Source organism: Kribbella sp. NBC_00359, from assembly GCF_036097425.1.
Classification (GTDB): domain Bacteria; phylum Actinomycetota; class Actinomycetes; order Propionibacteriales; family Kribbellaceae; genus Kribbella.
The window spans coordinates 2,596,407-2,622,517 of record NZ_CP107975.1; the positions used below are offsets into that span (position 1 = coordinate 2,596,407).

The 26,111-nt window shown below is 68.0% G+C and carries 26 protein-coding genes and 1 riboswitch; of the genes, 17 read left to right on the plus strand and 9 right to left on the minus strand.

Translation table 11 applies throughout. The features are described 5' to 3' along the window. The first annotated feature begins 75 nt into the window (after positions 1-75). Positions 76-1,497 carry an MFS transporter gene (locus OG876_RS12715; RefSeq protein ID WP_328525030.1) on the plus strand — a complete coding sequence of 474 codons (1,422 nt, stop codon included), beginning with the start codon at positions 76-78 and terminating at the stop codon, positions 1,495-1,497. Here OG876_RS12715 and OG876_RS12720 read toward each other — a convergent pair. Further along, positions 1,484-2,494 (minus strand): GTP pyrophosphokinase, encoded by a 1,011-nt coding sequence (locus tag OG876_RS12720; protein ID WP_328525031.1) that lies wholly within the window; start codon positions 2,492-2,494, stop codon positions 1,484-1,486. The two genes, OG876_RS12715 and OG876_RS12720, sit on opposite strands and share 14 nt — an antisense overlap. 158 nt (positions 2,495-2,652) lie before the next feature. Here OG876_RS12720 and OG876_RS12725 point away from each other — a divergent pair, with 158 nt between their 5' ends. Beyond that, complete coding sequence (locus tag OG876_RS12725; protein WP_328525032.1) at positions 2,653-3,846, plus strand: ATP-binding protein; 1,194 nt, start codon at positions 2,653-2,655, stop codon at positions 3,844-3,846. Between the two features lie 236 nt (positions 3,847-4,082). Here the strand turns inward: OG876_RS12725 and OG876_RS12730 are convergent, their stop codons facing one another. Genes OG876_RS12730 through OG876_RS12745 form a run of 4 tightly spaced genes read right to left on the minus strand, consistent with a single transcriptional unit; the run spans position 4,083 to position 7,582 of the window. After that, the gene (locus OG876_RS12730; RefSeq protein ID WP_328525033.1) at positions 4,083-4,949 is read right to left on the minus strand and encodes a DUF3037 domain-containing protein; all 867 of its coding nucleotides are present in this window, start codon (positions 4,947-4,949) and stop codon (positions 4,083-4,085) included. 33 nt (positions 4,950-4,982) lie between these two features. Then, positions 4,983-5,774, minus strand: a complete 792-nt coding sequence (locus OG876_RS12735; protein ID WP_328525034.1) for a HipA family kinase — start codon at positions 5,772-5,774, stop codon at positions 4,983-4,985. 43 nt (positions 5,775-5,817) lie between these two features. Next, on the minus strand, positions 5,818-6,849 hold the full coding sequence (locus tag OG876_RS12740) for a 1-aminocyclopropane-1-carboxylate deaminase/D-cysteine desulfhydrase (RefSeq protein ID WP_328525035.1): 1,032 nt from the start codon (positions 6,847-6,849) through the stop codon (positions 5,818-5,820). Positions 6,850-6,886: 37 nt separating this feature from the next. Further along, entirely contained in the window at positions 6,887-7,582 is a 696-nt protein-coding gene (locus OG876_RS12745) for an AraC family transcriptional regulator (protein WP_328525036.1), read from the minus strand. A 141-nt stretch (positions 7,583-7,723) separates the two neighbouring features. Here OG876_RS12745 and OG876_RS12750 point away from each other — a divergent pair, with 141 nt between their 5' ends. The 6 genes from OG876_RS12750 to OG876_RS12775 all read left to right on the plus strand — a co-directional run bounded on the left by OG876_RS12750 (position 7,724) and on the right by OG876_RS12775 (position 13,404). Beyond that, positions 7,724-8,704, plus strand: coding sequence for a zinc-binding dehydrogenase (locus tag OG876_RS12750; RefSeq protein ID WP_328525037.1), 981 nt, complete (start codon positions 7,724-7,726; stop codon positions 8,702-8,704). Positions 8,705-8,764: 60 nt separating this feature from the next. Further along, complete coding sequence (locus OG876_RS12755; protein ID WP_328525038.1) at positions 8,765-9,625, plus strand: DUF3152 domain-containing protein; 861 nt, start codon at positions 8,765-8,767, stop codon at positions 9,623-9,625. Positions 9,626-9,697: 72 nt separating this feature from the next. Further along, positions 9,698-10,579: a hypothetical protein gene (locus OG876_RS12760; RefSeq protein WP_328525039.1), complete on the plus strand. Its 882-nt coding sequence runs from the start codon at positions 9,698-9,700 to the stop codon at positions 10,577-10,579. Further along, a complete protein-coding gene (locus OG876_RS12765; protein ID WP_328525040.1) occupies positions 10,576-11,238 on the plus strand; it encodes an alpha/beta fold hydrolase in 663 nt (220 codons plus the stop codon). Before OG876_RS12760 ends, OG876_RS12765 begins: the two co-directional genes overlap by 4 nt. 20 nt (positions 11,239-11,258) lie before the next feature. Further along, positions 11,259-11,374: riboswitch (TPP riboswitch) on the plus strand. After that, positions 11,368-12,696, plus strand: coding sequence for a purine-cytosine permease family protein (locus tag OG876_RS12770; RefSeq protein ID WP_328525041.1), 1,329 nt, complete (start codon positions 11,368-11,370; stop codon positions 12,694-12,696). Its footprint overlaps the riboswitch before it by 7 nt. A gap of 27 nt (positions 12,697-12,723) precedes the next feature. Further along, complete coding sequence (locus OG876_RS12775) at positions 12,724-13,404, plus strand: class I SAM-dependent methyltransferase (RefSeq protein WP_328525042.1); 681 nt, start codon at positions 12,724-12,726, stop codon at positions 13,402-13,404. A 114-nt stretch (positions 13,405-13,518) separates the two neighbouring features. Here the strand turns inward: OG876_RS12775 and OG876_RS12780 are convergent, their stop codons facing one another. Both OG876_RS12780 and OG876_RS12785 read right to left on the minus strand, forming a co-directional pair. Further along, entirely contained in the window at positions 13,519-14,085 is a 567-nt protein-coding gene (locus tag OG876_RS12780; protein WP_328525043.1) for a methylated-DNA--[protein]-cysteine S-methyltransferase, read from the minus strand. Further along, entirely contained in the window at positions 14,078-14,572 is a 495-nt protein-coding gene (locus tag OG876_RS12785) for an RNA polymerase sigma factor (protein ID WP_328525044.1), read from the minus strand. The genes OG876_RS12780 and OG876_RS12785 overlap by 8 nt, the downstream gene beginning before the upstream one ends. Positions 14,573-14,878: 306 nt before the next feature. Here OG876_RS12785 and OG876_RS12790 point away from each other — a divergent pair, with 306 nt between their 5' ends. From OG876_RS12790 to OG876_RS12810, 5 genes are read left to right on the plus strand one after another with little or no spacing between them, the layout of a single operon-like run. After that, positions 14,879-15,433 (plus strand): flavin reductase family protein, encoded by a 555-nt coding sequence (locus OG876_RS12790; protein WP_328525045.1) that lies wholly within the window; start codon positions 14,879-14,881, stop codon positions 15,431-15,433. Beyond that, positions 15,426-16,481: an ABC transporter substrate-binding protein gene (locus OG876_RS12795; protein WP_328525046.1), complete on the plus strand. Its 1,056-nt coding sequence runs from the start codon at positions 15,426-15,428 to the stop codon at positions 16,479-16,481. Before OG876_RS12790 ends, OG876_RS12795 begins: the two co-directional genes overlap by 8 nt. Continuing rightward, a complete protein-coding gene (locus tag OG876_RS12800) occupies positions 16,478-17,314 on the plus strand; it encodes an ABC transporter permease (RefSeq protein WP_328525047.1) in 837 nt (278 codons plus the stop codon). Before OG876_RS12795 ends, OG876_RS12800 begins: the two co-directional genes overlap by 4 nt. Continuing rightward, a complete protein-coding gene (locus tag OG876_RS12805; RefSeq protein ID WP_328525048.1) occupies positions 17,290-18,006 on the plus strand; it encodes an ABC transporter ATP-binding protein in 717 nt (238 codons plus the stop codon). Before OG876_RS12800 ends, OG876_RS12805 begins: the two co-directional genes overlap by 25 nt. After that, a complete protein-coding gene (locus OG876_RS12810; RefSeq protein ID WP_328525049.1) occupies positions 18,003-19,337 on the plus strand; it encodes an LLM class flavin-dependent oxidoreductase in 1,335 nt (444 codons plus the stop codon). Before OG876_RS12805 ends, OG876_RS12810 begins: the two co-directional genes overlap by 4 nt. 48 nt (positions 19,338-19,385) lie before the next feature. On the opposite strand, the gene OG876_RS12815 is transcribed toward OG876_RS12810, so the two are convergent. Next, positions 19,386-20,363, minus strand: a complete 978-nt coding sequence (locus OG876_RS12815; protein WP_328525050.1) for a zinc-binding alcohol dehydrogenase family protein — start codon at positions 20,361-20,363, stop codon at positions 19,386-19,388. A 135-nt stretch (positions 20,364-20,498) separates the two neighbouring features. On the opposite strand from OG876_RS12815, the gene OG876_RS12820 reads away from it, so the two are divergent. The 3 genes from OG876_RS12820 (at position 20,499) to OG876_RS12830 (ending at position 23,116) form a co-directional block, all read left to right on the plus strand. Continuing rightward, on the plus strand, positions 20,499-21,341 hold the full coding sequence (locus tag OG876_RS12820; RefSeq protein ID WP_328525051.1) for a glycerophosphodiester phosphodiesterase: 843 nt from the start codon (positions 20,499-20,501) through the stop codon (positions 21,339-21,341). A gap of 285 nt (positions 21,342-21,626) precedes the next feature. Further along, positions 21,627-22,043 (plus strand): ATP-binding protein, encoded by a 417-nt coding sequence (locus OG876_RS12825; protein WP_328525052.1) that lies wholly within the window; start codon positions 21,627-21,629, stop codon positions 22,041-22,043. 104 nt (positions 22,044-22,147) lie between these two features. Then, complete coding sequence (locus OG876_RS12830) at positions 22,148-23,116, plus strand: DUF5926 family protein (protein ID WP_328525053.1); 969 nt, start codon at positions 22,148-22,150, stop codon at positions 23,114-23,116. Between the two features lie 846 nt (positions 23,117-23,962). On the opposite strand, the gene OG876_RS12835 is transcribed toward OG876_RS12830, so the two are convergent. Continuing rightward, positions 23,963-25,180 carry an arginine deiminase gene (locus OG876_RS12835; protein WP_328525054.1) on the minus strand — a complete coding sequence of 406 codons (1,218 nt, stop codon included), beginning with the start codon at positions 25,178-25,180 and terminating at the stop codon, positions 23,963-23,965. 280 nt (positions 25,181-25,460) lie between these two features. On the opposite strand from OG876_RS12835, the gene OG876_RS12840 reads away from it, so the two are divergent. Next, positions 25,461-26,051 carry a dihydrofolate reductase family protein gene (locus tag OG876_RS12840; protein WP_328525055.1) on the plus strand — a complete coding sequence of 197 codons (591 nt, stop codon included), beginning with the start codon at positions 25,461-25,463 and terminating at the stop codon, positions 26,049-26,051. The last annotated feature ends 60 nt before the right edge of the window (positions 26,052-26,111 follow it).

Here is a 26,111-nt window from a genome sequence, read left to right on the forward strand (position 1 = left end):
CCGGTGGTCGGACACCGGGGGAATCGTTTCCGGCGACGGTAGTACCGTCTTCAACGGACGATCGGAGGGAGCCGGGTGGCGGAGCTGACGCGAGGGCGGCGGCTGCTGATTCTCGGCATCTGTTGCTCCAGCCTGTTCATCGTCGGGCTGGACTCCACCATCGTGAACCTGGCGCTGCCGTCCATCCGCGTCGAGCTGGGCGCGTCGGTGACGAAGCTGCAGTGGACCATCGACGCTTACACACTGGTGATCGCGTGTCTGCTGATGGTGTCCGGTTCGACCGCGGACCGGGTCGGACGGCGGCGGACGTTCCAGGCCGGGCTGGTGCTGTTCGGGATCGGGTCGCTGTTGTGCGGTTTCGCGCCGACCATCGATCTGCTGATCGTGTTCCGGATGCTGCAGGCGGTCGGCGGATCGATGCTGAACCCGGTCGCGATGTCGATTATCACCAACACGTTCACCAACCCGCGTGAGCGCGCCCAGGCGATCGGAGTCTGGGGCGGTGTGGTCGGGCTGAGCATGGCGGTCGGCCCGTTGGTCGGTGGCGCCCTCGTCGACGCGGCCGGCTGGCGGTACATCTTCTGGATCAACGTGCCGGTCACGGTGGCCGCCGTACTGATGACTGCCTCCTTCGTGCCCGAATCGCGGGCCGCGGTGCCGCGGCGGATCGATCCGGTTGGTCAGGTGCTCGTCGTCCTGGTGCTCGGCAGCCTGGTGTACGCGATCATCGAGGGGCAGTCGGCCGGGTGGGGTTCGCCGCTGATCATCGGGTGCTTCGTGCTCTGCGCGGTGGCGTTGGTGTCGCTGGTCTTGTACGAGCGTCGCCGGGAGGAACCGCTGCTCGACCCGCGGTTCTTCCGGAGCGCACCGTTCTCCGGCGCGACGCTGATCGCCGTCTGCGGGTTCTCGGCGTTGTCCGGGTTCCTGTTCCTGAACTCGCTGTATCTGCAGTCGGTGCGCGGGTTCTCCGCGTTGCACGCTGGCTTGCTGACGTTGCCGATGGCGGCGATGACGGTGGTGTTCGCGCCGCTGTCCGGCTGGCTGGTCGGACATCGCGGACCGCGGCTGCCGCTGGTCGTTGCCGGGATCGGGCTCACGGTCTCCGGGCTGCTGCTGTCGCGGCTGGACCTCACCACCTCGACCGTCGTGCTGCTGGCCGGCTATCTGATCTTCGGCCTCGGCTTCGGGATGCTGAACGCGCCGATCACGAACGCCGCGGTCTCCGGGATGCCACTCTCCCAGGCCGGCGTCGCGGCCGCGATCGCCTCCACGAGTCGCCAGGTCGGCGCGTCCCTCGGCGTCGCGATCGCCGGTACGGTCCTGACCGCTCGGCTGGTCGGCCCGCTCGAGACCGGCTTCGTCGACGCCGCTCTGCTGTGCTGGTACATCATCGCGGGCTGCGGGTTCCTGGTCCTCGTGCTCGGACTGATCACGACCGGCAAGTGGGCCCGTCGTACGGCGGAGTCTGTCGCGGAGGACCTCGTCAGGGCTCGATGAGTCCGGCGCGGCCGAGGGCCTTGAGCCGGCCGCGGAGGATCTTCTGCCGGCGCTCCTCGTCGGGGAACAGCTCGACGTACGCCGTTCCCTTCGCGGCGAGCAGGTCGTCGTCGAGGCGTCGTACAGTGCCGGCCGGGAAGCGGTGGGTCATCGCGACCTGCACCGCGGCGCTGTCGATGCCGGTGAGGAGGTCGGTCAGCTGCTCCTCGGTGGTGACGCCGAGCCGGCTGAGGATGCCGAGCATCCAGGCGTAGTGGTTCGTCTTGGCGTGCGGCGCGTCCGGGTAGCGACGGGTCAGGTACGACGTCAGGGTCGCCGTGGTGAGGTCACGCGGGGTCTTGTCCGGCTCGGCGGCCGCGAGTTCGCGGTAGAGCCGGTCGATCTCGGTGAACTCGTTGTCGGCCAGCTCCATCAACGCCGCCGCGAGCAGGAACCGCCGGTCGAACTCCGCCTTGCGCTCCGGTGGGATGTCCAGCTTGTACCGGATGTCGTGCTCGAACTCGGCCCACGCGTGCTGAACCGCGGTCCGGACCTGGATCTCCATGGTCAGGTTCTTCAGCACGGCGTACTCCGGCAGCTCCCGGCGATGCGCGTTCAGCCGGACCAGATAGTGCTTGCTCGCGTACCCGAACACGCCCTGCGCGCGGGTGTGCGCGCCCATGTCGGTGTGCTCGACGATGTCGAACTCCGCCTCGATCACCTCGCACACCCGGTCCACGGCCTCGACCAGGAACGTGATCACCCGGGCCGCCACCAGGTCGGTGATCTGGTTCAGCGGGTCGTCGTACTTCGGCCTGGTCGGGTCGTCGGGATGCGGTTTGGCCGCCTTCGCCAGGAACGACTCCGGATCCTTCGCTCGGGCGGTCGCGCTGAGGTAGTTGATGCCTTCCTCTTCGCCGATCAGCTCGTCGATCAGGGCCTCGAGCTTGCGCGCACCACCGACGTACTGCTGATGCACGCGCTCGTACAACGCGCCCGCCTGACCAGCCCACTCCATGGCCGCACCCTAATGTGCCGACAGCTGACGCGCTCTCTGGACGCGTCTATCGAAATCTAGTTCGTTCACTAGAAAGCCGTAGACAAGGCTCGCGACACGCTCTCGCGGTGGCTAGCGAAATCTAAGGAAAACGCTAGACGGGCTCATACAGTGACAGCATGGATCCGATCCGGAATCCCTATGCGCCCGGCGCCGGTCAGCGGCCGCCTGAGCTGGCCGGACGCGACACCGAGGTGCGGCAGTTCGAGGTGGTGCTCGAACGGGTCGCGGCAGGCAGGCCGGAGCGGAGTCTGGTCCTGAGCGGACTCCGTGGTGTGGGTAAGACCGTGCTGCTCAACACCTTGCGCAGCCAGGCCATCAAGCGGGCGTGGGGCACGGGGAAGATCGAGGCTCGGCCGGACCAGAGCGTCCGGCTGCCGATCGCGCAGGCGCTGCACACCGCGATGCGGGAGTTGGGACATCGGCACCGTGACGACGAGCGGGTCGACCAGTTCAGCGCCGTACTGAAGGCCTTCGCGCTGCGGACGGCGGCGAATGATCGGAAGGGGATCCGCTGGCATCCGCCGGTCGACGTGGCCGCGGCGAAGGGGCGAGCCGATTCGGGTGATCTCGAGATGGACCTGATCGAGCTCTTCACCGATGCGGCCGATCTGGCCGGCGATCTGTCGGTGGGGGTCGGGTTGTTCATCGACGAGATGCAGGACATCAGTGCGGACGACCTGTCCGCGCTCTGCGCCGCTTGTCACGAGATCTCCCAGCAGAGTGCGCCGTTGGTTGTCGTGGGCGCCGGGTTGCCGCATCTGCCCGCCGTACTGTCCGCCAGCAAGTCGTACTCCGAGCGGCTCTTCCGCTACATCCGCGTGGACCGGTTGGCGCGGGAAGCGTGCGATCGGGCGCTGATGGTGCCGGCGGAGAGCGAGGGCGTTCTGTACGACGAGGAGGCGCTGGACGAGCTGTACGCCCAGACGGACGGGTACCCGTACTTCGTCCAGGCCTTCGCCCACTCCACCTGGGACCACGCCCCGACCTCCCCGATCACGATCAAGGACGTCGCGGTCGCCGCCCCCGAGGCCTCCGCCGAACTCACCGTCGGCTTCTTCGGCTCCCGCTACGAACGCGCGACGCCCGCGGAACGCGAGTACATGCGCGCCATGGCCGAACTAGGCATCGGCGTCGACGACGGCTCCGTCCCCACCGCCGAAGTAGCCAGCACCCTCAACCGCAAACCCCAGTCCCTCTCCCCCGCCCGCGACGGCCTCATCAAAAAAGGCCTGGTCTTCTCCGCCGAACGCGGCACCGTAGCCTTCACCGTCCCCCACTTCGGCAAATTCCTCCGCACCCGCACGGCCTGACGTACTACGTCCAGCCCACGCGTGCTCCAGCGGCCGCTCCTCCGTCGCGTCCACTCCGCGCGCTCCCACCCACCCGTACCTTCCCTGCGGGGCGGCAGCCCGCCCCCTGCGCGCTGCCGCGCGCGACCGACTACCCAAGCCGGCCCTTGTCCACGAGACGACTGGCATCACGCCAACCGTCAGAGCCCACGACAACGCCCAGCCAAAAGGGCCAACTAGCACCAACCGAGCGACTACTACGTCCGTGAGGAGTCTTGTAGGAGCCGTTCGGCCTCTTCGATGATTAGGCCAGCATCGGATGATGGGATTACCTGCACCCCGAGGCGCTCCCAGCCTTCCTTGGCAATCTCGAACTGGGCCTCGCCAGCCGCGTTATCCGGCGACGTGAATACTGCATTGACCTCAACATCGCGTGGAATGGACACGATGTCGCGCCCACTCCTTGACGCCAGGCGACCGCCATCGTCTCTCAGTAGTCCGAGCAGATAATTCCACGCCTGAATTTGGGTTTGCAGATGGCGCGTATTCTTGACATCGAACGCCCACACCTGAGACATCTGGTGAACGATTCCATCTCTGACGGCGAAATCAACACTGGTCTCCTGTGATCCCACCGCAGCGACCTGGAACCTGGCGACGTGCCGAACCAGTTCAGAGTTCAACTCGAATGCGTCCCGCAGTCTATGGACGACGCGAGTCCGTGAGCGATGGCTGACACTCGCGTCCGAATCTACGATCATCAGTTCGTAGGCCAAGTCTGCAGCTTCTTCTGAGGTAGCGGCCAGGACTGGCCGCGGCTCGGAAAGCTGAACAATACTGTTCATCCGAGTCCGGAGGTCTTCAACCTCTCCCCGATCAAAGCTTGAACGGTGATCCGCCAGTGATGATTCGACGGACTCCAGACCGGACTCGATCGCCTCCTCGATCCTCCTGAGGAAGGATGAGGTCAAGATCGGCGATCCACCAAGCCGCGCAGCTCGGCGCAGATTATTCACACGCCTAAACGACCAGTCGTCATCCCAGCCGGCGATCACGCCGATGTTGACGAATTCGCCGCGGATCGGATCTGGGACGTATCGGATTACCCAGTAGTCGTAACGCATGCGACCCCCTCTCACAGCCGGCCTTCTGCAGCTTCACGGAGCCTTTCCGACACTTTCTTCCGGCGGGAATATACGAAGAACGCCAGAGTGCGTAAGGTCTCGTCTGCCACACCCCACCTCTAGCGGTACCTCACCGATGGTCCTGGCGAGATCGTCACAGGACAGCCCGTCAACGGACTCCGCGGCGGCGGAGAGTGCTGCGACCTGGAGGCTCCTCAGTTGCACTTCTTCTGGCCACGGCCACTCTGTCTTGACGCGAGCTGCCAGGAGGTCGGGCGTCCAGTCGCCCTCGATGCTGTCGAACCAGAGTCCGTGGTCGATTGACCAGACCCGATCACGCTCCGCAAGGTGATAAAGAAGCTGGAGGTCAGTGCCCAGGCACAGATCCCATAGCGCCAGGTAATAGGCGAACCTCTCGGAGTTGCCGTCTCTCGCCACTCTGGTTATCTGGGTGCTCTCCTCAACGTCTCGAAGCATCTCCGAGCCGACATACGTACCTCCTGGCAGGCGGATCCCGTTGGCATAGGAATCGCGCACCAGGGCATCGTCGACATAGACGAGCGCGGTTGGCCTAATCGGTGCGCCGATCAGTGCGCCTATTCTGCCGACCACCAGTTCGTGGACAAGAGAGAGGTTGCCGTGTGGATTACCTGGCCACTTCATCCAGTATCGGCGACCGTTGTGGGCAACCGCGAGTACGGGCCTTGCGCCTGTGTCGGCAACCTGGAGCAGCGCTTGCGCCGACTCGCCAGCAAGTCCACGACGGGGATCGGCGAGGGCATCCGTGATGCTTTGATCTGACCAAGCATCCCCGCTAGCAGTCATTCATCTCCCCGCCGCTCGCGATTGATCTCCGACAATCTGGATGCTAGGCAACGCAGCATACAAGTCCTCCCCCGCTGACAAAGAGGATAGATCCAGTGTTCGGCGGTATGCGACCATCCCTGGCATCGGCAAATTCCTTCGCATCCGCACCGCCTGACGTACTACGTCCAGCACACGGAGCCTCGCCGGATCCGCTGATGAGGGCGACGATCGTCGTACCTCTGGCGAACGCTCCGCGGCTCACCTGGTCGAACAGCGCGTACATCCTCTTTGCCTCGTAGACCCAATCCAGCAGCGGGCCGTGCCTCGCAGCGAAGTCCGCAATGAACTCGTCCAGCTCGGGTGTTCGCTTCGCGTAGCCACCGAAGTGGTAATCGCATTCGAGGTGCCATGTGCCGACCCGGGCGCCGTACGCGGCCTGCTGCAGGTCGACGATCTCGTCCTCGAGAAAAGCGCCACCTTTCAGGACGGGGACGCCGATCACCACGTGGCGCGCGCTCACTCCTCCGGCGACACCAGCCAGAGTTCCGCCGGTACCGACCGCACAGAACAGCACGTCGAACGGCTCGGTGAGTTCGGCCGGAAGTTCCGCGCATCCCAGCACACCCTCTGTGTTGCATCCACCTTCAGGGAGCAGGTAGAAGTCGCCGAACTCTCGCTGCAGGGCGCCGATCACCGCGTTCGAGGTCTTGGCGCGGTACGCAGTCCGGTCGAGATAGGTGAGTCGCATGCCGCGGCCCCCGGCGTACGCAAGCGAGCAGTTCAGCGGCAGGTGCTCTTCCCCGCGGATCACACCGATGGTGGTGAAGTCCCCGTAGTAGCTAACCGCAGCAGTTGCCCGGATGTGGTTCGAGTAGGCCCCTCCGAAGGTCAGCAGTGTGTCGAACCCGAGCTCGCGTGCCGAGGAGACGTTGTACTTCAGCTTGCGCCACTTGTTGCCAGAGATCTCTGGGTGGATGAGGTCGTCACGCTTGAGGAGGACCCGGATGCCTGTGGCGGTCAGGCGGTCGTCGTGGAGCTCCGAGACCGGCGACGGCAGCCGAAGGTCGACTGGCCTGAGCTCGCCTTCACCCACATCGTCAGCATCGCACGTGTGGTGCGAGCCGGCAGGGTCATGGGGTGGTTCGGTAGCGGGTGGGGGTGGTGCCTAGGAGGGTGGTGAAGGCGGTGATGAAGGTGCTGGGGTTGGACCAGCCGCAGGCGTGGGCTACGTGGGTGGTGGTGTGGCCGTCGGCGAGGAGGATGAGGGCCTGGTGGATGCGTAGTTGGGTGCGCCATTCGTAGAAGGTCATGCCGAGTTCGTTGTGGAGGAGGCGGCTGAGGGTGCGGGGGCTGGCTCCGATGGTTCGGCCGAGGTCGGCAAGTGGGGTGTTGTCCGCGGGGTCGTCGTACAGGAGTTGGGCGATCGCCTGCAGTCGATCGTCTTGTGGTTCCGGCAGGTGTAGTGGCTGCTCCTGTGCTTCGTGGAGTTCGTCGACCAGGACTCGGCGGACGCGGGCGCGTGCGGCCCGGTCGTAGGCGGGTACGGCGGGGTCGTAGTTGCGTGGACCGGTGAGGTTCAGCAGGATCTCGCGGGCGAGGTCGGAGACCATGAACACGGCGGGACGGGCTGGTACGAGCCGGGCCAGAGATGCCGGGAGGAACAGGATCCGCATGTCGGTGTTCCCGTGGGCGCGGTGATAGTGGGTGAAACCGGCGGGGGTCCAGGCGACGCGATTGGCCGGCACGATCGAGGTGCCACGTTCGGTGTGCACCGACAGCACGCCGCGGGCGGCGTACACCAGATGCCCGCGCGCATGGGACTGCACGGAGCTCGTTCCCCCGGACGGCCAGAGGTGCACGCCTCCGGACGGCCACAGCTGGGAGGATCGGGCAACTTGGCGACGAACGGGCATCGGTTGGCATTCTATCGGTGGCCCGCCACACCGCCTGCTGGCGACAGTGAATGCATGAGTACGACGATGCGCGCGGCGGTCTGTGTCAGGGCGGGTGGCCCGGAGGTCCTGGAGCTCCGTGAACTGCCGGTGCCGGCAGTCCGGGAGGGCTGGAGCCTGGTGCGAGTGATGGGCGCGGGCTTGAACCGGTCGGAGCTGCGAACCCGGCAGGGGCATTCCCCGAGCGTGACGTTCCCGCGGGTGCTCGGGATCGAATGTGTGGGAGTCGTTGCGGCGTCGACCGATCCCAGGTTGCCGGATGGGACGACCGTCGCGGCGGTGATGGGTGAGATGGGACGTCAGTTCGACGGCGGCTACGCGGAGTACGCACTGTTGCCGAACTCCCTGCTGATGCCAGTCACCACCGCATTGCCGTGGGACGTCTTTGCCGCGCTACCCGAGACGTATCTGACCGCGCATGGCTCACTGGACACGTTGGGGATCGAGCCCGGAGGCAAGCTGCTGATCCGCGGCGTGACCTCGTCCGTCGGGATGGCGGCCGCGTCGATCGCGTCCGGCTACGGTGTCGAGACGGCGGCGACGACCCGGCGGCAAGACAAGGTCGAGGCATTGACTGCGGCCGGTGTCGACCACGTACTCGTCGATGGCGGTGGGTCGCTGGCGACCATGCACGCGGTGTGGCCGGAGGGTCCGGACTATGTTCTGGACCTCGTCGGAGCGAGTACTGCGGTCGACTCGCTGCATCTGGTCCGTCGTGGCGGGACGGTGTGTGTCGCGGGCTCGCTCAGTGGGTGGCTGATGCCGGACTTCGAAGCCATAGCGATGATTCCGTCCGGGACCAAGCTCACGGCTTTCCACAGCGACAACCTGAAGGGCGAGGCGGGCGCGGCCGTGCTGCAGCGGGTCGTGCACGAGATCGAGGCCGGCGTCTATCGACCCAACGTCGACCGGGTCTTCGGCCTGGACGACATTGTTGCGGCCCACCACTACATGGAAAGGAACGAAGCCATCGGAAAGCTTGTCGTGACGCCCTAACGGGTCGTTTACGAAACTGACCTTTCGTGGGGGACCGGTGAGTCGGTAGGGTCGATTGTCATGACCACCCGGCGGACTGGCCAGCGCGACGACGCGCCTGTGCGTCAGCGGGGCGGGCGGCACAGCCGGCGGAAGTCGCACAAGGTGCAGTGGTTTTCGGTGACTGCGTTGGCCGTGCTGGGGACTGTGGTGGTGATGCATCCGGATGTGGCCAACCGGCGGAGTCTGGCGGCTGACGTGGTGACCGGGGTGAGTGCGCCGGTGAGCGCGCCTGTCACCGAGGTGCCGGTCAGTACGCCCACGCCAGTTCCGACGCCGACGCAGAAGTTCACGACTCCGTTGCGGCCGGCACCGAGTTTGACGCGGCAGCCCAAGGGCGCGAAGCCGAATGTCACCGTGTCCAGCGGCAAGCTTGCCGTGGTGCCCGGGTTCAACAAGGCGACCGGGGTCCGGGACAAGCTGACCTATCGCGTCGAGATCGAGCAGGGGGTGTCGGTCAACGGTGCCGCGGTTGCCGCGATCATCCACAAGACGCTGACCGACCCGCGCGGCTGGCAGGCGGTTCACCCGGTCAGCTTCGAGCGGACCGACAAGGCCGACGCCGACCTGCGCATCATCCTGGCCACGCCGGCGCTGACCGACAAGCTCTGTCTGCCGCTCGACACCGGCGGTGAGGTGTCCTGCCGGGTCGAGGACCGGGTCGTGCTGAACGCCAAGCGGTGGATGTACGCGATCCCGGCGTACAACGGCGACGTCTCGCTGTACCGCAGCTACCTGGTCAACCACGAGGTCGGGCACGCGCTCGGCCACGGCCACTCGACCTGCACCAAGGCGAAGACCCCCGCGCCGGTGATGATGCAGCAGACCAAGGGCCTGGCCGGCTGCCTGCCGAACGCCTGGCCCACGATCAAGGCGACTTAGGTGGTGTCTGATGACACCGCCTGAGCCAAACTGCCGTTCGTGAGAAGCTGAGTCGGAGGGGAGGGAGCAGCGATGTCGTCACAGGATTTCCCGACGTACGGCCGGGGCGACGAGCCCGACCAGTCCGGTGAGGAGCACCACTACGCCCGTCCCATGCCGTACGGCGGTGGGACCTACGGCGTGGGCCCACACACGGACCCGCAGCCCGGCCCCTACGCCCAGCCGCAGCCCTACGGCTCCCAGCCCGGCCAGCCGCAAGGTCAGCCGGGCCAGGCACAAGGCCGGCCCGATCAACAGAGCCAGCCGCAGTACGCGGGTCCGCCGCAGAGCCAGGGCCCGACGTACACCCAGCCGCCGAACTTCCGCCCCGGGAGCCCCTACGGACCCGCGGCGCATCCGCAGCAGCACGAGCTCCCGACGTACGGACGGGATGAGCCGGTCGCGCCCCGCGACCCGCGTGCCGCCCGGGTGGTCGGACTGGCCGCACTGATCGCGGCCGTCTACGGACTGCTCGTCGTGTCCGTCCAGCGGGTCGCCCTGCGCGAGATCTCCCAGGCTCCCGGCTCATCGCTGAATCACCCCCTCCGCACCGACGTGATCGACACCATCGGCCAGCTGCTGCTGATCGTGGTCGGCGCGGTCGCGCTCGGGATGTGGATCCGAGATGTGCTCGCCCGCCGCAAGGTGGGGCGCCAGCCCGACCCGGTCGAGCTCGGTGGCCTCCTGCTGGTCGCGGTGTCCGCGATCCCGATCCTGATCTGGCTGATCATCGTCCTGTCCACCGGCCTGGGCGCCATCGACGACACGATCGACCGGCTGCCCAAGGCGTACGGTTGGGGCGGCACCGGCCTGCTGATCCTCGCGACCGGTCTGGCCATCGGGTACCGCGAGCTGAAGCCCGACGTCAGCAATCCGGTCGTCCAGGGCCCGCCGGTCAAAGCGCCCTGGGAGTGAGCGCACCCGTTGTCCTGGTCCCGGGCCTCGGTCTCGGTCCGGAGTCGTACGCCAAAACGGTCGAGCACCTGACCACGCCGTACCTCGTGGTCACTCTTCCTGGGTACGGCGAACCGGCCGGGGCCCGCGAAGATCTGCATCCGCGCGCCCTGGCCGTGGCACTCGCCGACAAGATCCGCGAGCGGTCGGTCCTGGTCGGACACTCGGCGAGCTGCCAGATCGTGGTCGAGACCGCGATCATCGACCCCGAGCTCGTCCACGCGCTGGTGCTCGTGGCGCCGACCGGAGACGCCCGGATGTCGAGCTGGGTGGACCGGACGGTCCGCTGGCTGGGGTCGGCCGTGCCGGAAGCGCCCCGCCTGATTCGGGTTGTCACCCCGCAGTACGCCCGTACGACGCTTTCCTCGATCGCCCGGGCCGCGGAAGCCGCCCGGCACCACGACCTGGCCGCGGTCATCACCCAGGTGCGGGTGCCGGTGGTCATCGTGCGCGGCAAGCACGATCTGATCTCGCCGGCCGAGTGGGTCGAGCGGCTGGCGGAGCTGAGCCACGGCGAGGCTCGCACCCTCGAGTCCGGCTCGCACATGCCGGTGCTCACCAACGGTCCCGAGGTGGCGGCCCTCATCCAGCGCGCCGCCGCCGTACCCGAAAGCGATTGAAGCGCTATCGTTGACGCGCTAACAACCTTTGCGGGAGCTCGCACCGTACGCGCGGGCTGAGAGGGCGACAGCTGGGTCGCCGACCGCCTGAACCTGACCGGGTAATGCCGGCGTAGGGAGCGGGTCATCATGACCAATACTGCTGTTCGTCCTGCTAGCGATATCGAGGCGCCGCTCGTCCTGACCACGGACTCCCCGCGGACGCTCGGATTCCTCGACCAGTTCGCCCTCTGGGGGAACTTCGGCATCTCCTTGTTCGGGCCGGTCACCGGTGCGCTGGTGGCGGCGACCACGGGCTCGCTGTGGAAGGGCCTGCTCGCGGTCGTCGTCGGCTGTGGGATCGGCGCGTTGGTGCTCGGTGGTGCGGCGGTGTTCGGTTCGCAGACCGGTGCGCCGGCGATGACGTGCCTCCGCGGCTTGTTCGGCCGACGCGGTTCGATGGCGCCGACCGTGCTGAACATCGCGCAGAACGTCGGCTGGGCCACGATGGAGATCATCATCATCTCGCAGGCCGCGGTCGCGGTGACGAGTGAGCGCTGGCGCTGGGTGTTCGTCCTGCTGGCCGGGGTGATCGCGACGACGATGGCGGTCCGGCCGCTCGGCAGTGTGAAGCTGCTGCGGAAGTTCATGGTCTGGCTGGTGCTGATCGCGTCGGTGTACCTGTTCGTGCAGGTGCTCAGCAAGCCCATGCACGACCTGCCGCAGGACAACGTGTTGGGCTTCTGGCCGGCCGTCGATCTGGCCGCCGCGGGCGTGGTCTCGTTCGCGCCGCTGGCCGCCGACTACACCCGGCACTCGCGCACCAACAAGGCGGCGTTCGCCGGCTCCTCGCTCGGCTACGGCTTGGCGGCGATCGCGTACTACGCACTCGGTGTGTTCGCGGTCGCGACTTTGCAGACCAACAGCGAGGACGTGATCACCGCGCTCGTCGTCCTGCCGGCCGGCGCGATCGCACTGTTGGTCCTGCTGGTGGACGAGGTCGACGAGGCGTACGCGAACGTCTACTCGACCACGATGGCCGCCCACAACCTGATCGGCCACGTCGACCGGCGCTGGATCTCGGTCGCGATCGGCGTACTCGCCACCGGCCTCGCCCTGATGGTTGACCTAGGCAACTACACGCAGTTCCTCTTCCTGATCGGCTCGGTCTTCGTCCCGCTGTTCGCGGCCGCGATCGCGGACTTCTTCCTGGTCAGCAAGATGAACTGGGACGTCTCGGGTACGGCGCGCTTCCGGTGGCAACCGGCCGTGGCGTGGCTGATCGGATTCGTCGCCTACCAGGTGGTCAACCCCGGCACAGTGGGCCATTGGTCGCCGTTCTGGACCGACGTCCAGCAGCGGGTGTTCAACCACCAGCCGGTGCCGACCTGGCTGGGTGCGACGGTCACCTCGATCGTCGTCTCGATGCTGGCCGCGGTCGTGCTCGGTCGCGTGGGGCGCCGACCGCTGGACAACTGACCCGGAGTAACCGGGATACTTGCGCCCATGCTGAACTCCGCACTGCGCAGCCGGGCCGAGTACGCCGAGCTCGGGGCCGACGGCCTGGCCGCGCGGACCACGCCCGAGCGGGACGCGGCGACCGTCAAGGCCGTCGAGGAACTGCTGGCCGGGCGTGAGTCGGTGCTCGACCTGTGCTGCGGCTACGGCCGGATCGGGTTGCCGCTGGCCAAGGCCGGCAAGGTCGTCCGCGCGCTGGACATCTCGCCGAACCTGATCGAGGCCGGCCGGGCGAAGGCGGCCGAGGAGGAGCTGTCGATCGACTGGGCGGTCGGGTCGATGACGGACCTGCCGTACAAGTGGGACGCGTTCGACGCGGTGATCTGCCTGTGGACCGCGTTCCACGAGCTGTTCGCCGAGGACGAGCAGGTGTCGACCATCTGCGAGATCTCCCGGGTCCTGAAGCCGGGCGGCATCGCGATCATCGAGGGCCCGGCCTGGGGACCGGCGACGGCGGCCGAGATCGCCAACGGGATGCGCCAGGGTCCGGAGCACCGGATCGTCACCACCGAGCACTTCGGCACCAGCAGCGTGCACTTCATCCACGACGAGATCAGCTACGGCCGGCTCTGCGCGGCGGCCGGAATCGAGGACTACAAGGTCTACAAGCGGGACTGGGGCGGCCGTCGCCGGCTCATTCTGGAGATCCACCAGCCCGCCGCTGACTGACGCGTCGGCAGTCCTTGCAGGTAAGGGAAAGCAAGGAGCAGATCCCCACTCCACACTGGGGATCTGCTCCTTTGTCCGTCGAGTGTAAATGCTTCCTGGCCGGCTGAAGAAAATTCAGTCTTTTGCTTCGAGATTCAGCAAAAACCGCTTCGCGTCCAGTCCGCCGGCGTACCCGGTGAGCGCGCCGTTCGAGCCGATCACCCGGTGGCAGGGCAGGACGACGCAGACCGGGTTCGCGCCGAGTGCGGTACCCACCGCCCGAGCCGCCTTGGGCTTGTGGATCTCTCCGGCGACAGCGCCGTACGTCGTCGTCGTGCCGTAGCGGGTGTGCTTCGGCAGATCGGTGAGCACGAGTCGCTGGAACGGAGTCGCCAGCGCCAGGTCGACCTTCAGGTCGAAGGCCTGCCGATGGCCGTCCAGATACTCGTCGAGTTGCCGTCGTACGTCGTCCAGCGCACCGGGCTGGCGGAGTACGCGCGGGGACACCGCACGGGCGAGGCGGGTGGTCATGGTCTCCTCGTCGCCGAACGAGCTGGCCACCACCCGGCCGTGCGCGACGGCGAGCAGCATCGTGCCGATCGGGGTGTCGTGCAGGGTGTAGGCGACGTCGGCGTCCGGAAGGATCGGTGGGGTCAGGTCTGGGGTGGTGAGCCGGGTCAGCCGGCTCTCGAGGTCAGTCATCGTTTACTCCGAGTTTGCTGCGCAGTGCCGCGAGGGCGTCGCTGACGAGCCGGCGCGACGCGGCGGGCGTGGTGTCGAGGGCGGCGGCCACGCCGTGGTGGTCCAGGTCGCCGACGTATTTGAGCGTGATCGCGAAGCGTTGCCGCTCCGGTAGCTCGTTGACCGCGCGCCAGAGGTCGGGGTCCGGCCAGTCCGCGGCCTCCGGGCCGTCGACGGCGACCGGTGGAGCCTCGTCCAAGGGGCGCTGCGGTTTGCGTGCACGGTGTACGTCGGTCGCGCACCGGGCCGTGATGGTGAGGAGCCAGCTGCGGAGGTTCTTCGCCGATGTGAGATCGGGGTAGGCGGCGTACGCCTTCTCCCAGGCGCGTTGGGCCGCGTCGTCGCCGTCCACCGGCCCGGCCATCGCACGGGCCAGCCGGGCCACGTCGCGCCAGTGCGCGTCGATCAACGCCTGGAACGGCGGCAGTACGACCTTCTCCCGAGCCATCACGCAAGTAGAACGCATGGTGAGCGGTGGATGTGAGGGTGCCTGGTCCGGATCCCGAGATTGTCTAGTTACTCAGTGGACATTGATGAGAAGATTGCTGACATGACGACGACACTGCTCACCCGCCGTCGCGTCATCGATCTTCTGCGGACGGCGAGCGCCACCTGTCGGTGACCCTGTCACCCGTTGTCCCGGCGGTCCTCCCGCCGTACGAGGCCTCCTGACGCCTCCCACACCCCGCCCGGCTGTGGTGCTCGCTGCTGCCCTGCCGCCGGTCGTCCCTGCCCCGTTCCCCGAGGGAGAGACATGTCCGTACCCGCCTTGCACCGCCCTGCCCTCTCGGTGGTCCCCGACCGCTCCGAGGAGCGGATCGTCGACGCCGACGTGTTCCGGTCCGTGTTCCGTCGCCACGCCGCCGGTGTCGTGGTGATCACCGCGGACGCCGGCCACGGCCCGGCCGGGTTCACCGCGACCTCCTTGGTCTCGGTCAGCCTGCTGCCACCGCTGGTCTCGTTCGCGATCGCCACCAGCGCGTCCAGCTGGCCGACCGTCAGCACCGCCGACAGCCTGGTGATCAACTTCCTGTCCGCTGACCAGCAGGCGATCGCCGGCCGGTTCGCCACCAGTGGCATCGACCGCTTCGCCGAGCCGACCCGCTGGTCCCGGCTGCACACCGGCGAACCGGTGCTCGACGAGGCGCCCAGCTACCTGCGCGCGCAGGTCGCCCACCGCTTCGCCGTGGGCGACCACCACCTGGTCGTCGCCCGCCTCGCCACCCATACCGAACGACGTGAGCACGACCCGTTGCTGTACCACGACGGCCGCTACGTCACGACGCATTCGAAGGCACATCATGCTTAAGACCCACAAGGTTCTGGCCGCGGCCGTCGCGATTGCCGCCTTGGCCACCGGCTGCGGCGGCGCCGCCCAGGCCGGCAACGACGGCGGCGCGAAGCTCGCGCTGGACGCCGCACTGCCGACTACCGTCCCGGACGGCACCAAGATCGTCGTCGGCGACCCGGCCACCGAGGTGGCCCTGAAGCTGTCCGGCCAGATCGACAAGGTGTCGAAGTTCGTCCAGTTCGCCAACCTGAGCGGCGGTCCGCAGACGACCGAGGCGTTCCGGGCGCACGCGCTGGACGTCGGCTCGGTCGCGGAGATCCCTCCGATCCACGCGACCTGGACCGGACTGCACGTGAAGATCGTCGCCTCGAAGTTCCGCCAGGAACCGCTCGAGCACCCGATCTACAAGCTCGGCATCGCTCCCGGGGTGAGCGTGAAGACGCTCGGCGACCTGCGCGGCAAGAAGATCGCCTACAGCCCCGGTCAGGCCCAGGGCGCCCTCGTCCTCAAAGTGCTGAAGAAGGCCGGCCTGACCAAGGAGGACGTCAAGCTGGTCGAGCTCCCGAGCACCGGCGACGTGTACTCGAACGCGCTGGCCGCCAAGCAGGTTGACGTCGCCCCGATCGGCGGCGTACAGATCAAGCGCTACCTGGCCAAGTACGGCAAGGACGGGGCCGGCACGATCGATCACGGGCTGCGCGACGACGCCGGCCACCTTTATGTCCTCACCGAGTCCCTGGAGGACCCGGGCAAGGCGGCCGCGATCCGCGCGTACGTCGCCGCGTGGGGTGTCGCGCAGGACTGGATCGACAAGCACCCCAAGGAATGGATCCAGGGGTACTACGTGAAGGACCAGGGGCTCACCGAGGCCGATGGTCAGTGGCTGGTCGACAACGCCGGTCACCCGGATATCAGCGCGGACTGGAGTGACGCGATCCAGCGGCAGCAGGAGACCATCGAGCTGCTCGCCAAGGAGACCGGCAACAAGGTGATCCAGGCCAAGGACCTGTACGACCTGCGCTTCCAGACCGTCGCGGCCGATGCGATCAAGGGAGCCACCAAATGAGCGCCACGACACTGCCTGGACTGCGTACAGCCGATTCGGTCGCGCCCGTCGTACGGCGTCGTCGCCTTGGACTGGGCAAGCCGATCAGGTTCGGCGCGGCCATCGGACCCGTGCTGCTGCTGGTGATCTGGAGCATCGGGTCGGCGACCGGCTGGATCGACCAGCGGGTGCTGTCCGCGCCGTGGACGGTGGTGACCACGGCTGGCGACCTGATCGCCGATGGTCGCCTCCAGTCGAACTTGTGGACGTCCGCGCAGCGCGCGCTGATCGGACTCGCGCTCGGCATCGTGCTGGGCGTCGTACTCGCGCTGCTCTCCGGACTGTCCCGTCTCGGCGAGGCACTGCTGGACGGTCCGATTCAGATCAAGCGAGCGATCCCGTCGCTGGCGCTGCTGCCGCTGCTGATCCTCTGGCTCGGTATCGGTGAGTCGATGAAGGTCGTCACAATCCTGCTCGGCGTGTTCGTGCCGATCTACATCCACACCCACAACGGCCTCCGCACGATCGACAGCCGGTACGTCGAACTCGCGCAGACCGTCGGGCTGTCGCGCTGGGACTTCATCCGCCGGGTGGTCCTGCCGGGCGCGCTGCCCGGGTTCCTGCTCGGCCTGCGGTTCGCGGTCACCGGCGCGTGGCTGTCGCTGGTCGTCGTCGAGCAGATCAATTCCACCAGCGGTATCGGCTACATGATGGAGCTGGCCCGGACGTACGGACAGACCGACATCATCATCGTCGGCCTGGTCCTGTACGGCGCCCTCGGCCTGCTCTCCGACGGAGCCGTCCGCCTGATCCAGAGGAGGGCCCTCACATGGCGCCGCACGCTAGCCTCTTGACGGCCGCGGTCCAGGTCCGCGACTTGGTACGCCGGTACGACGATCGCGCCGTACTGGACGGGGTCGACCTGGACATCGCGCCGGGTGAGTTCGTTGCCTTGCTGGGAAAGAGTGGGTCCGGGAAGAGCACGTTGCTGCGAGCGCTGGCCGGGCTGGACCCGGACGTGGCCGGCTCGGGCGAGGTCGTCGTACCAGCGCAGGTGTCGGTTGTCTTCCAGGATTCCCGGTTGTTGCCCTGGGCAAGGGTGCTGGACAACGTCGTTCTCGGGTTGTCCGGGGCTGCTGCGCGGGGCCGGGAAAGTCTGTCGGAGGTTGGGCTCGCCGGGCGTGAGAAGGCGTGGCCGAACGAGTTGTCCGGCGGGGAGCAGCAGCGGGTCGCGTTGGCGCGTTCGCTGGTGCGGGAGCCGGAGTTGCTGCTCGCGGACGAGCCGTTCGGTGCGCTGGACGCGCTGACCCGGCTGAAGATGCATGTGCTGCTCCGGAAGCTGTGCGCCGCGCATCAGCCCGCCGTACTGCTCGTCACGCACGACGTCGACGAGGCGATCGTGCTGGCCGACCGGGTGATCGTGCTCGACGAGGGCAAGCTCGTCGCCGAGGAGCTGATCTCGCTCAGCACGCCGCGCAGTCCGGCCGATCCAGGATTCGCCGCGGTCCGGTCGCGGCTTCTCGACGCCTTGGGGGTTTCGCTGTGAGCAAGCAGTTGCATCTGAACGCGTTCCTGATGAGCACCGGGCATCACGAGGCCTCGTGGCGGTTGCCGGAGAGCGATCCGTTCGCCAACACGTCGGTGTCGCACTATCAGGAGCTGGCCCGGATCGCGGAGCGCGGCAAGTTCGACTCGGTGTTCTTCGCGGATTCGCCGGTGCTCATCGGTGACGTCGGCCGCCGTCCGGCCGGCACGTTGGAGCCGACGGTGCTCTTGACCGCTCTCGCGGCCGTGACGTCGCGGATCGGGCTCATCGCCACCGCGTCGACGACGTACAACGAACCGTTCAACCTGGCCCGGCGGTTCGCCAGCGTCGACCACGTAAGCGGTGGTCGCGCGGGGTGGAACGTGGTGACCACGGCCGGTCCGGAGGCCGCTCGCAATTTCAATCTGGCTGATCAGCCGGCGCATGCGGAGCGGTACGAGCGGGCGGCGGAGTTCCTCGAGGTCGCGTACGAGCTGTGGGACTCGTGGCAGGACGACGCGGCGATTGCGGACAAGTCGACCGGCGTGTGGGCTGTGAACGACCGGGTGGTGCCGATCGACCATGTCGGGCGGCACTTCCAGGTGCGCGGTCCGCTGAACCTGCCGCGGTCGCCGCAAGGGCACCCGCTGATCGTGCAGGCCGGATCGTCGGAGGACGGCAAGGGTCTGGCGGCACGGTACGCCGAGGCGGTCTTCACCGCACAGCAGACGCTCGAGGACGCGCAGGCGTTCTACCAGGATCTGAAGGCACGGACGGCCGCGCTCGGGCGTGATCCCGCGACGATCAAGATCCTGCCGGGCATCGTGCCGGTGATCGGTGGGACGGTCGAGGAGGCGCTGCGGCTGGAGCGTGAGCTGGACTCGTTGATCCGGCCCGATTACGCGCGGCTGCAGCTGGCGAAGACGTTGAAGGTCAGGCCGGAGGACCTGCCGTTCGACGAGCAACTGCCGGCCGATCTCCCCGACGAGGACGAGATCGAGGGCGCGAAGAGCCGCTATACGCTGATCGTCACGCTGGCCCGGCGCGAGAAGCTGACGGTCCGCGAGCTGATCGGCCGGCTGGGCGGCGGCCGCGGGCACCGCACCTTCAGCGGTACGCCGGAACAGGTCGCGGACGCGATCCAGGACTGGTTCGAGGCCGGCGCGGCCGACGGATTCAACATCATGCCGCCGGTCCTGCCCGCCGGGCTCAGCACCTTCGTGGACCACGTGATCCCGATCCTCCAGGCCCGCGGGCTCTTCCGCACCGAGTACACGGGCACCACGTTGCGCGACCACTACGGTCTGGCCCGTCCCGCCAGCCGGGCCTCGTTGCAGGAGGCCACCGCCTGATCCGGTGCTGGGGCCTGTCAGGTGGCGGGCCCCAGCACCACTCGCGGCTCAGTCGACCCGGACCACCAGCTTCCCAACGGCCTTGCCGTCCTGCATGATCCTGTGCGCCTCGCCGATCTCCTCCATGCTGAAGACCCGATCGATGCGGATCGGGAGCTTCCCCTCCGCCACCAGATCGACGTACCGCTGGAAGGCCGCGGGCGGCAGGTCGCTGCTCTCGCCGCCGTACGCCGTCAGCCGGACCCCGTTCGGGAGATAGCCGATCGGGTAGAAGTCGGGGATCGTCCAGTTGTCGCTGAGCATTCCGGTGAAACACACCGTGCCGTGCACCGCGGTCGCCTTCAGGGTGTCCGGCAGGACATTTGTCCCGACGAGTTCGAGGCCCGCGTTCACGCCGCCGGGCAGGATTTCCCGGATCTTCTCCGCAACGTTGCCATCATCAACAATCGGGTGATCGACGCCGAGATCGCGCAGCACCTGTGCGCGGTCCGGATTCCGCGTCGTCGAGAACACGGTCAGCCCGTGCTCCTTCGCCAGTACGGCGGCCGCCACCCCGACGGACGACGTACCGCCGCGCACGAGCAACGTCTGCCCGGGCTCGATCGCCAGCCCGGTGTGCAGCGAACCGTGTGCCGTCTGCAGCATCTCCGGCAACGCGCCGAGCGTGGCCCAGTCGAGGTCCGTCGTCACCGGGATGACGGACGACGCCGGTACGACGGTGTACTCGGCGTACCCACCGTCGAACTCGCGGCCCATCCCGCCCATCATCGCCACCACCTGCTGCCCGGGCTCGAACTCACCGCCCGGCGCCGCGTCCACCGTCCCCGTCGCCTCGATCCCCGGGATCACCGGGAACCGCGCGTTCGTCGCCAGCCCGGCCCGCAGGTGGTACTCGGACCGGTTCAGCCCGAACGCCTCCACCTTGATCCGCACCCACCCGGTCTCGGGCTCGGGTACGGCGATCCGCCGTACCCGCATGTCCTCCGGCTCCCCGGGCCCGTCCAGCACGATCGCGCGCATCTCCATGCGATCCATCCTCGCTTGAGCGTGCGATGAGAAACCGTTTTCCATCACCCGGCGAGCCTCCGTGACTTCCTCACACGGCCGCGTGACAGAGTTGTCCCTATGGGACAGAACTTCCTCGGTGGGAGGGGCCCAAGCGTGGTGGCCCATCGTGGCGCTAGTGATGTCAGTCCCGAACACACGCTCGCGGCGTACCGCCGGGCGGTCGACGCGGGAGCAGACGGTCTCGAATGCGACGTTCGGCTCACCGCAGACGGACATCTGGTCTGTGTCCACGACCGCCGCATCGAGCGCACGTCCAACGGTCGCGGCGTGCTGTCCACGATGAGTCTGGAGGAGCTCGAGGCGTTCGACTGGGGCTCCTGGAAGAACCCGTGGGCGGAGCTCGACGACGAGGCCGAGTTGCCGAGCCCCGACATGCGGAAGGTGCTCACGCTCGACGAGCTCCTCGCCACCATCCGGGACGCCGGCAGGCCGCTCGAGCTCGCGATCGAGACCAAGCACCCGACCCGGTATGCCGGTCTGGTCGAGCGCCGGCTGATCGAGGCCCTCGACCGCTTCGGGTGGGCGCATCCGAAGATCGGCACGGAGTCTCCGGTCCGGGTGATGAGCTTCTCCTGGCTGTCCCTGCGCCGGATGCGGGTGCTGGCGCCCGGCCTGCGGACGGTCCTGCTGATGGACCGTGTCCCGCTGCGTTTCCGCGACGGCTCACTGCCGACCGGGGTCTCGTACACCGGTCCCAGTCTGGAGATCGTCACCGCACACCCCGAGTACGTCGATCGCGCGCACAAGCACGGGCATCAGGTCCACGTGTGGACCGTCAACGCCGACGCGGACGTCCGGCACTGCCGCGACATCGGCGTCGACGCGATCATCACCGACCGGCCCGAGGCCGCGCTGAAGACCCTCGCGGAACCCGCCAAGGCCCCGGTCCCGACGTACACCTACCCACCGAGACGCCGCGATCGCCGTCAGTCCTGACGCCGGGCTCCGGCGGCGTGACGGGGTAGGACGCCGCAAGTGCGCACGAAGTTTGTTACACATCGGTTGCATGTTGTGTGGCGTGTGTCACGCAGGTCTGGATACGTAGTGGCGTGAATGCGGGCGGTTATTAAAACGTTCATTTCCGTCGATTTCGTCACGGTTTCTTGGGGTTTAGGCGGGGCTTGTGCTGTGACTATGTAACGGAATACCTGCGGTGGTTTTCCAGGGCGGCAACGTGGGCAGATGTCACTGTGGCTGTTCCGATCATCGAGGAGACCCTGCTTGTCCTCAGCGACCCTGCCTGCCGACGTCAGCATCGTGGACGTCGTCTTGCCGCACAAAGTATCCGCAGTCGCGGATGCCCGCCGCCGTCTGGCCGCTTACCTGGAGCGGTACCGGGTCGCCGAAACCCCCTCCGACGACGCTCAACTGGTGCTGTCCGAGCTGCTGTCCAACGCGATCCGGTACGCCCCGGCGCTGCCCCCCGGCGAGGTCCGCGCGGCCTGGTGGATCGACAAGGCGGGCATCCATGTCGAGGTGACCGACGGCCGTGGCGACACCGAACCGCAGGCCATCAGCGACACCCACCCCGAGTCGATCGGCGGCCGCGGCCTGCGGATCGTCGACATCCTCACGTCGAGCTGGGACGTGCGCACCGCCGCCAACCACCGCACCGTCCACGCGATCATCCCGAACTGATCGACCGCGCGATCGTCCTGACCTGATCGGGTCGGCTGACCTGATCAGGTTGGCTGTCTTGAGCGGGTTGGCTGTCTGGTGCGGTGGGCTGCAAGACTGCGCCTATGGGAAAGAAGTCGCGGCAGCGCGCGAAGAACACGACGACCGTCACCCTCGACCCGGCCGACCTGGTGGATGTCGGGCCGCGGGAACCGTGCCCGTGTGGTTCGGGCAAGCGGTTCAAGCAGTGCCACGGCAAGGACCGCGCGCAGGCGGCGGACACCTTCGTGGTGCGGCCGTTCGAGGGGCTGCCGTCGGAGTGTGACCTGATCGCGTTCCGCGAGATCGTCCCCTCGGGTACGGCGGAGGTCGTGCTGACCGGGGACCACGCGGGCAAGGTGGTCAACCTGGTCACCCTGCTGCCGATGGCGATGCCGGGCCTGGTCCGTGACGACGAGACGATCTGGATCGGCCTGCAGACGCACGCGTCGTCGGGTGATCCGTCCCGCGACCTCGGCCACGCGATCACCGCCGCGCTGGACACCGAGCCGGGCAACCCGATCCAGCTCGGCGACCTGATGACGGACGGCCCGCGGCTGCAGGACCTGATCGACACCTCGAAGCCGATCGAGGTCAAGGTGCACGAAGGGTTCGACTTCTGGGTCGGCGAGAACGTCGAGGACCCGACCGGCGAGGTCGCCGCGGGGCTCGAACGGGCCAACGCGGCCGCTGCCCCGACCGTACGGCTGGAGTCGGTCGAGGCGGCGTACTGGACACAGATCGGTGACCGCCGCTACCTGCGCTGGGTGATGCCGCACAGCGAGGACACCCTGCTCGACGCACTCGCCCGCCTGCACGCGGCCGGCTCCTCCGCGCTCACCGAAGGCAGCCGCCTGATCGGCTCCTTCCGCGCCCTCGGCGTCCTCGCCCCCGTCTGGGAACTCCCCGCCGACACCGAAGCCGCCGACGTAGAAAAGCCCGCCGCCGACTTCGCCGTAGCCCTCGAGAAGGCCCTATCCACCGAGGCCCCCCTCACCACCGAAGAACGCGCAGCCCGAGCCGGCCTCTCCAGCCGCCAACTAACCATCCGCTAGCACCCCGGCGCCGACCGCGCCCCCCATCACCTCGAACACCCGGGTGTCCAAGCACCCGGGTGTTCGCGCACCAGTTACCCACCCAACCCCACCCACGTACGAGCGCGCCCCGCCCCAGCCCCGCCTACGTGCGAGCGGCCCGCCCCATCCCCGTCCACGTGCGAGCGGCCCGCCCCAACCCCGGCCCACGTGCGAGCCTCCCGCCCCAACCCCGGCCCACGTGCGAGCCCTCGCCCCAAGCCCGCCCACGTGCGAGCGGCCCGCCCCAACCCCGCCCGCCCGGCCGCCGGCGACACCCGGCCCGAGGCGCGGATCGTGGAAATCGGCGAGATATCCCGCCTCCAACTGACCTCAATCCACGACTCGCCGCACCACGCGCCCGGGTGCTCGTCGGCTGCTCAACCACGCGCCGGCTGCTCCCACGAGTCGCCGACCTGAAGGTGGGATGGATTGGGCCCGAGTGGGCGAGGTGGAGGCCCGTGTGCACGGGTGGCTGGGGGTGCCGGGTGGGGCCGAAGTGGGTGTGGTGGGTGCCGGCGTGGCTGGTGGCGCGAGCGCACGGGTGGCTGGGGTGCCGGGTGGGTGTGGTGGGTGGTGGGGACACGAACACCCGGTGCCTTGGGGCAGCCGGGTGTAAGTTACTGAGAGTGGTCTAGGCCGGGAGGGGGTGGGCACCTGCGGACCGGGGCTAGGAACGTGGACGGCCCAAGTCCTGCTGACGGGGGAGCAACAGGGCCTGGGCCTAGCCATGAAGAGTACTCAGAATGGATGTCCGCCACAAGCCCCGATTTCACTGCGCGTGTCGTAGGGCTCACTTGGGTGGTGGAGCAAACGTTCAGGTGCAGGTCAGGAGCCGCCGAGTGGGGCGCGGAGGACGGGGCATGACATGCAGCGGGGTCCGCCGCGGCCGGAGCCCAGCTCGGAGCCGGAGATGCGGATGACCTCGATCCCGGACTGTTCCAGGCGCGTGTTGGTCTCCACGGTCCGCTCGTAGGCGATGCACACGCGTGGCGCCAGCGCGAGGGTGTTGTTCCCGTCGTCCCACTGCTCGCGTTCGGCGGTGACCGGGTCCAGGCCGGTGTCGATCCGCCGGAGCGTGTCGATCCCGAGCGCCTTCGCCGCCGCCACCAGGAACGGCTCGGGCTCCTCAACGTGCAGCTCATCGCCATCGGTGGTGACCGCGAGCGCACGCATCTCCTCGGCCATGTTCGGATACATCAGTACGGCGTCGACGTCGACCATCGTGCAGACGGTGTCGAGGTGCATCGTGGCCCGCTGCTGGGCGATCGGCACCGCGAGCACCGTGTGGGCCAGATCCTTGGCGAACACCCGCCGAGCCAGCCGTTCCACACCCGCCGGCGTCGTCCGCTCCCCGACCCCGACCGCGAGTACGCCGGGCCCGAGAGCGAGGACGTCTCCGCCTTCGACGTGCTCGAGCTGATGGTCGTACACCTTGTCGGCGCCGGCGAACCGCGGATGGAACGCGTAGATCAGCTCGGTCAGCTGGGTCTCGCGCGCCCGGGCCGGCATCGCGAGCGAGGTGACGGCGACCGAGTCCCGGATCCAGACGCTGGAGTCGCGGGTGAAGAGCAGGTTCGGCAGGGGGTCGATCAGGAAGTCCTCGTGGGCCAGCAACGACGTGACCAGGCCGCCCACGCGGACTTCGTCGTTGCGGACGCCGGCCATCAGGGCCTCGGCGAGCTGGGCCGGGTCCAGGCCGGCCAGCGACCTCCGGAGGTAGTCGCGCAGGGTGTCGCCGAGCCGGAGGTCCTCGGTGGTGCCCGTCACCGCTTGTGCCCGCGCCTCCGGATCCGTGAGCGCTTCGGTGAGCAGCTCGCCGAGGTACAGCACCTCGACGTCGCGGTCTCGGAGCGCCTGGGCGAAGGCGTCGTGCTCCTCCTGCGCCCGGCCGACCCACGGGATGCCGTCGAACAGCAGTTTGTCGTTGTTCCGCGGGGTGAGCCGGCGGAGCTCGTTCCCGGGGCGGTGCAGCATCACCGTCCGCAGCGGTCCGACCTCACTGTCGACGCCGTACGCCCTGTCGACTGCTCGAGCCTCGGTCATGCGCCTGCCCTTTCGTCCGGTCGTGCCAACCACGCTACGGCAGCCCGCCGCAGGTGTGCGGCGTGTCGCTCGATCTGTCTGATTGTCCGACAATATGCCTCAACCGCAACTTCACGCCAGGTGGTGGCCGATGGAGCCGGGATCAGCCAGGGTGGAGTGGGTGGATCGGCCCGGCGGACGGGGATATCGGCCAGGTGGCAGATGTTCGGGGCGGGGTGTGGCGACAGGATTTCTGGTGTGAGGACGCCACCAGGGCGACCGGATCGGAAGAGGTACCGAGATGATGCGCAAGGTGACCGCCAACATCACGCTCTCGCTCGACGGACGGGTGAACGGCGCCGGTGGCGATTACGACATGAGCTGGATCGTCCCGCACGCGATCACCGAGGCGGCCCGCGATCACATGATCCGGGTGACGTCGCCGGCGACCACGATCCTGCTCGGCCGGAAGAACTACGAAGGCTTCGGCGGCTTCTGGCCGGCGGTGGCCGACGACGAGAACGCGGCGCCGCAGGATCGGGCGGTGTCGAAGTGGATGAACGAGACGGAGAAGGTCGTCTTCTCGACGGCGCTGACCGAGGCGCCGTGGCAGAACTCGCGGGTCGTCGACGCCGACCCGGCCGATGTCGTCAAGCAGCTGCGGGCCGAGGAGGGCGGGGACATCATCGTGCTGGCCAGCGCCAGCGTGATCAGGGCGCTGCTGGCCGCGGACGAGGTCGACGAGCTGAGCATCACGCTCGCCCCCGAGCTGGTCGGCGCCGGGGCTCGCCTGTTCGAGGACGGGCTGCCGGGCTCGTCGTGGCGGCTGGCGGACTCGACGCCGACCGAGTCCGGCGCCGTGTGCCTGCTCTTCGACCGCGTGCGCTCCTGAAGCACCTGAACTGGTCATCCGGACTCCTCCGATCGGCGATGAAAGCTGTCGCCAGAGAAG

Bases quoted from the DNA above. Each gene is read 5' to 3' on its own strand.
- OG876_RS12720 (WP_328525031.1), bottom strand. From the start codon at position 2,494: ATGGAGTGGGCTGGTCAGGCGGGCGCGTTGTACGAGCGCGTGCATCAG.
- OG876_RS12725 (WP_328525032.1), top strand. From the start codon at position 2,653: ATGGATCCGATCCGGAATCCCTATGCGCCCGGCGCCGGTCAGCGGCCG.
- OG876_RS12730 (WP_328525033.1), bottom strand. From the start codon at position 4,949: ATGCGTTACGACTACTGGGTAATCCGATACGTCCCAGATCCGATCCGC.
- OG876_RS12735 (WP_328525034.1), bottom strand. From the start codon at position 5,774: ATGACTGCTAGCGGGGATGCTTGGTCAGATCAAAGCATCACGGATGCC.
- OG876_RS12750 (WP_328525037.1), top strand. From the start codon at position 7,724: ATGAGTACGACGATGCGCGCGGCGGTCTGTGTCAGGGCGGGTGGCCCG.
- OG876_RS12755 (WP_328525038.1), top strand. From the start codon at position 8,765: ATGACCACCCGGCGGACTGGCCAGCGCGACGACGCGCCTGTGCGTCAG.
- OG876_RS12760 (WP_328525039.1), top strand. From the start codon at position 9,698: ATGTCGTCACAGGATTTCCCGACGTACGGCCGGGGCGACGAGCCCGAC.
- OG876_RS12770 (WP_328525041.1), top strand. From the start codon at position 11,368: ATGACCAATACTGCTGTTCGTCCTGCTAGCGATATCGAGGCGCCGCTC.
- OG876_RS12775 (WP_328525042.1), top strand. From the start codon at position 12,724: ATGCTGAACTCCGCACTGCGCAGCCGGGCCGAGTACGCCGAGCTCGGG.
- OG876_RS12780 (WP_328525043.1), bottom strand. From the start codon at position 14,085: ATGACTGACCTCGAGAGCCGGCTGACCCGGCTCACCACCCCAGACCTG.
- OG876_RS12785 (WP_328525044.1), bottom strand. From the start codon at position 14,572: ATGGCTCGGGAGAAGGTCGTACTGCCGCCGTTCCAGGCGTTGATCGAC.
- OG876_RS12790 (WP_328525045.1), top strand. From the start codon at position 14,879: ATGTCCGTACCCGCCTTGCACCGCCCTGCCCTCTCGGTGGTCCCCGAC.
- OG876_RS12795 (WP_328525046.1), top strand. From the start codon at position 15,426: ATGCTTAAGACCCACAAGGTTCTGGCCGCGGCCGTCGCGATTGCCGCC.
- OG876_RS12800 (WP_328525047.1), top strand. From the start codon at position 16,478: ATGAGCGCCACGACACTGCCTGGACTGCGTACAGCCGATTCGGTCGCG.
- OG876_RS12805 (WP_328525048.1), top strand. From the start codon at position 17,290: ATGGCGCCGCACGCTAGCCTCTTGACGGCCGCGGTCCAGGTCCGCGAC.
- OG876_RS12815 (WP_328525050.1), bottom strand. From the start codon at position 20,363: ATGGAGATGCGCGCGATCGTGCTGGACGGGCCCGGGGAGCCGGAGGAC.
- OG876_RS12830 (WP_328525053.1), top strand. From the start codon at position 22,148: ATGGGAAAGAAGTCGCGGCAGCGCGCGAAGAACACGACGACCGTCACC.
- OG876_RS12835 (WP_328525054.1), bottom strand. From the start codon at position 25,180: ATGACCGAGGCTCGAGCAGTCGACAGGGCGTACGGCGTCGACAGTGAG.
- OG876_RS12840 (WP_328525055.1), top strand. From the start codon at position 25,461: ATGATGCGCAAGGTGACCGCCAACATCACGCTCTCGCTCGACGGACGG.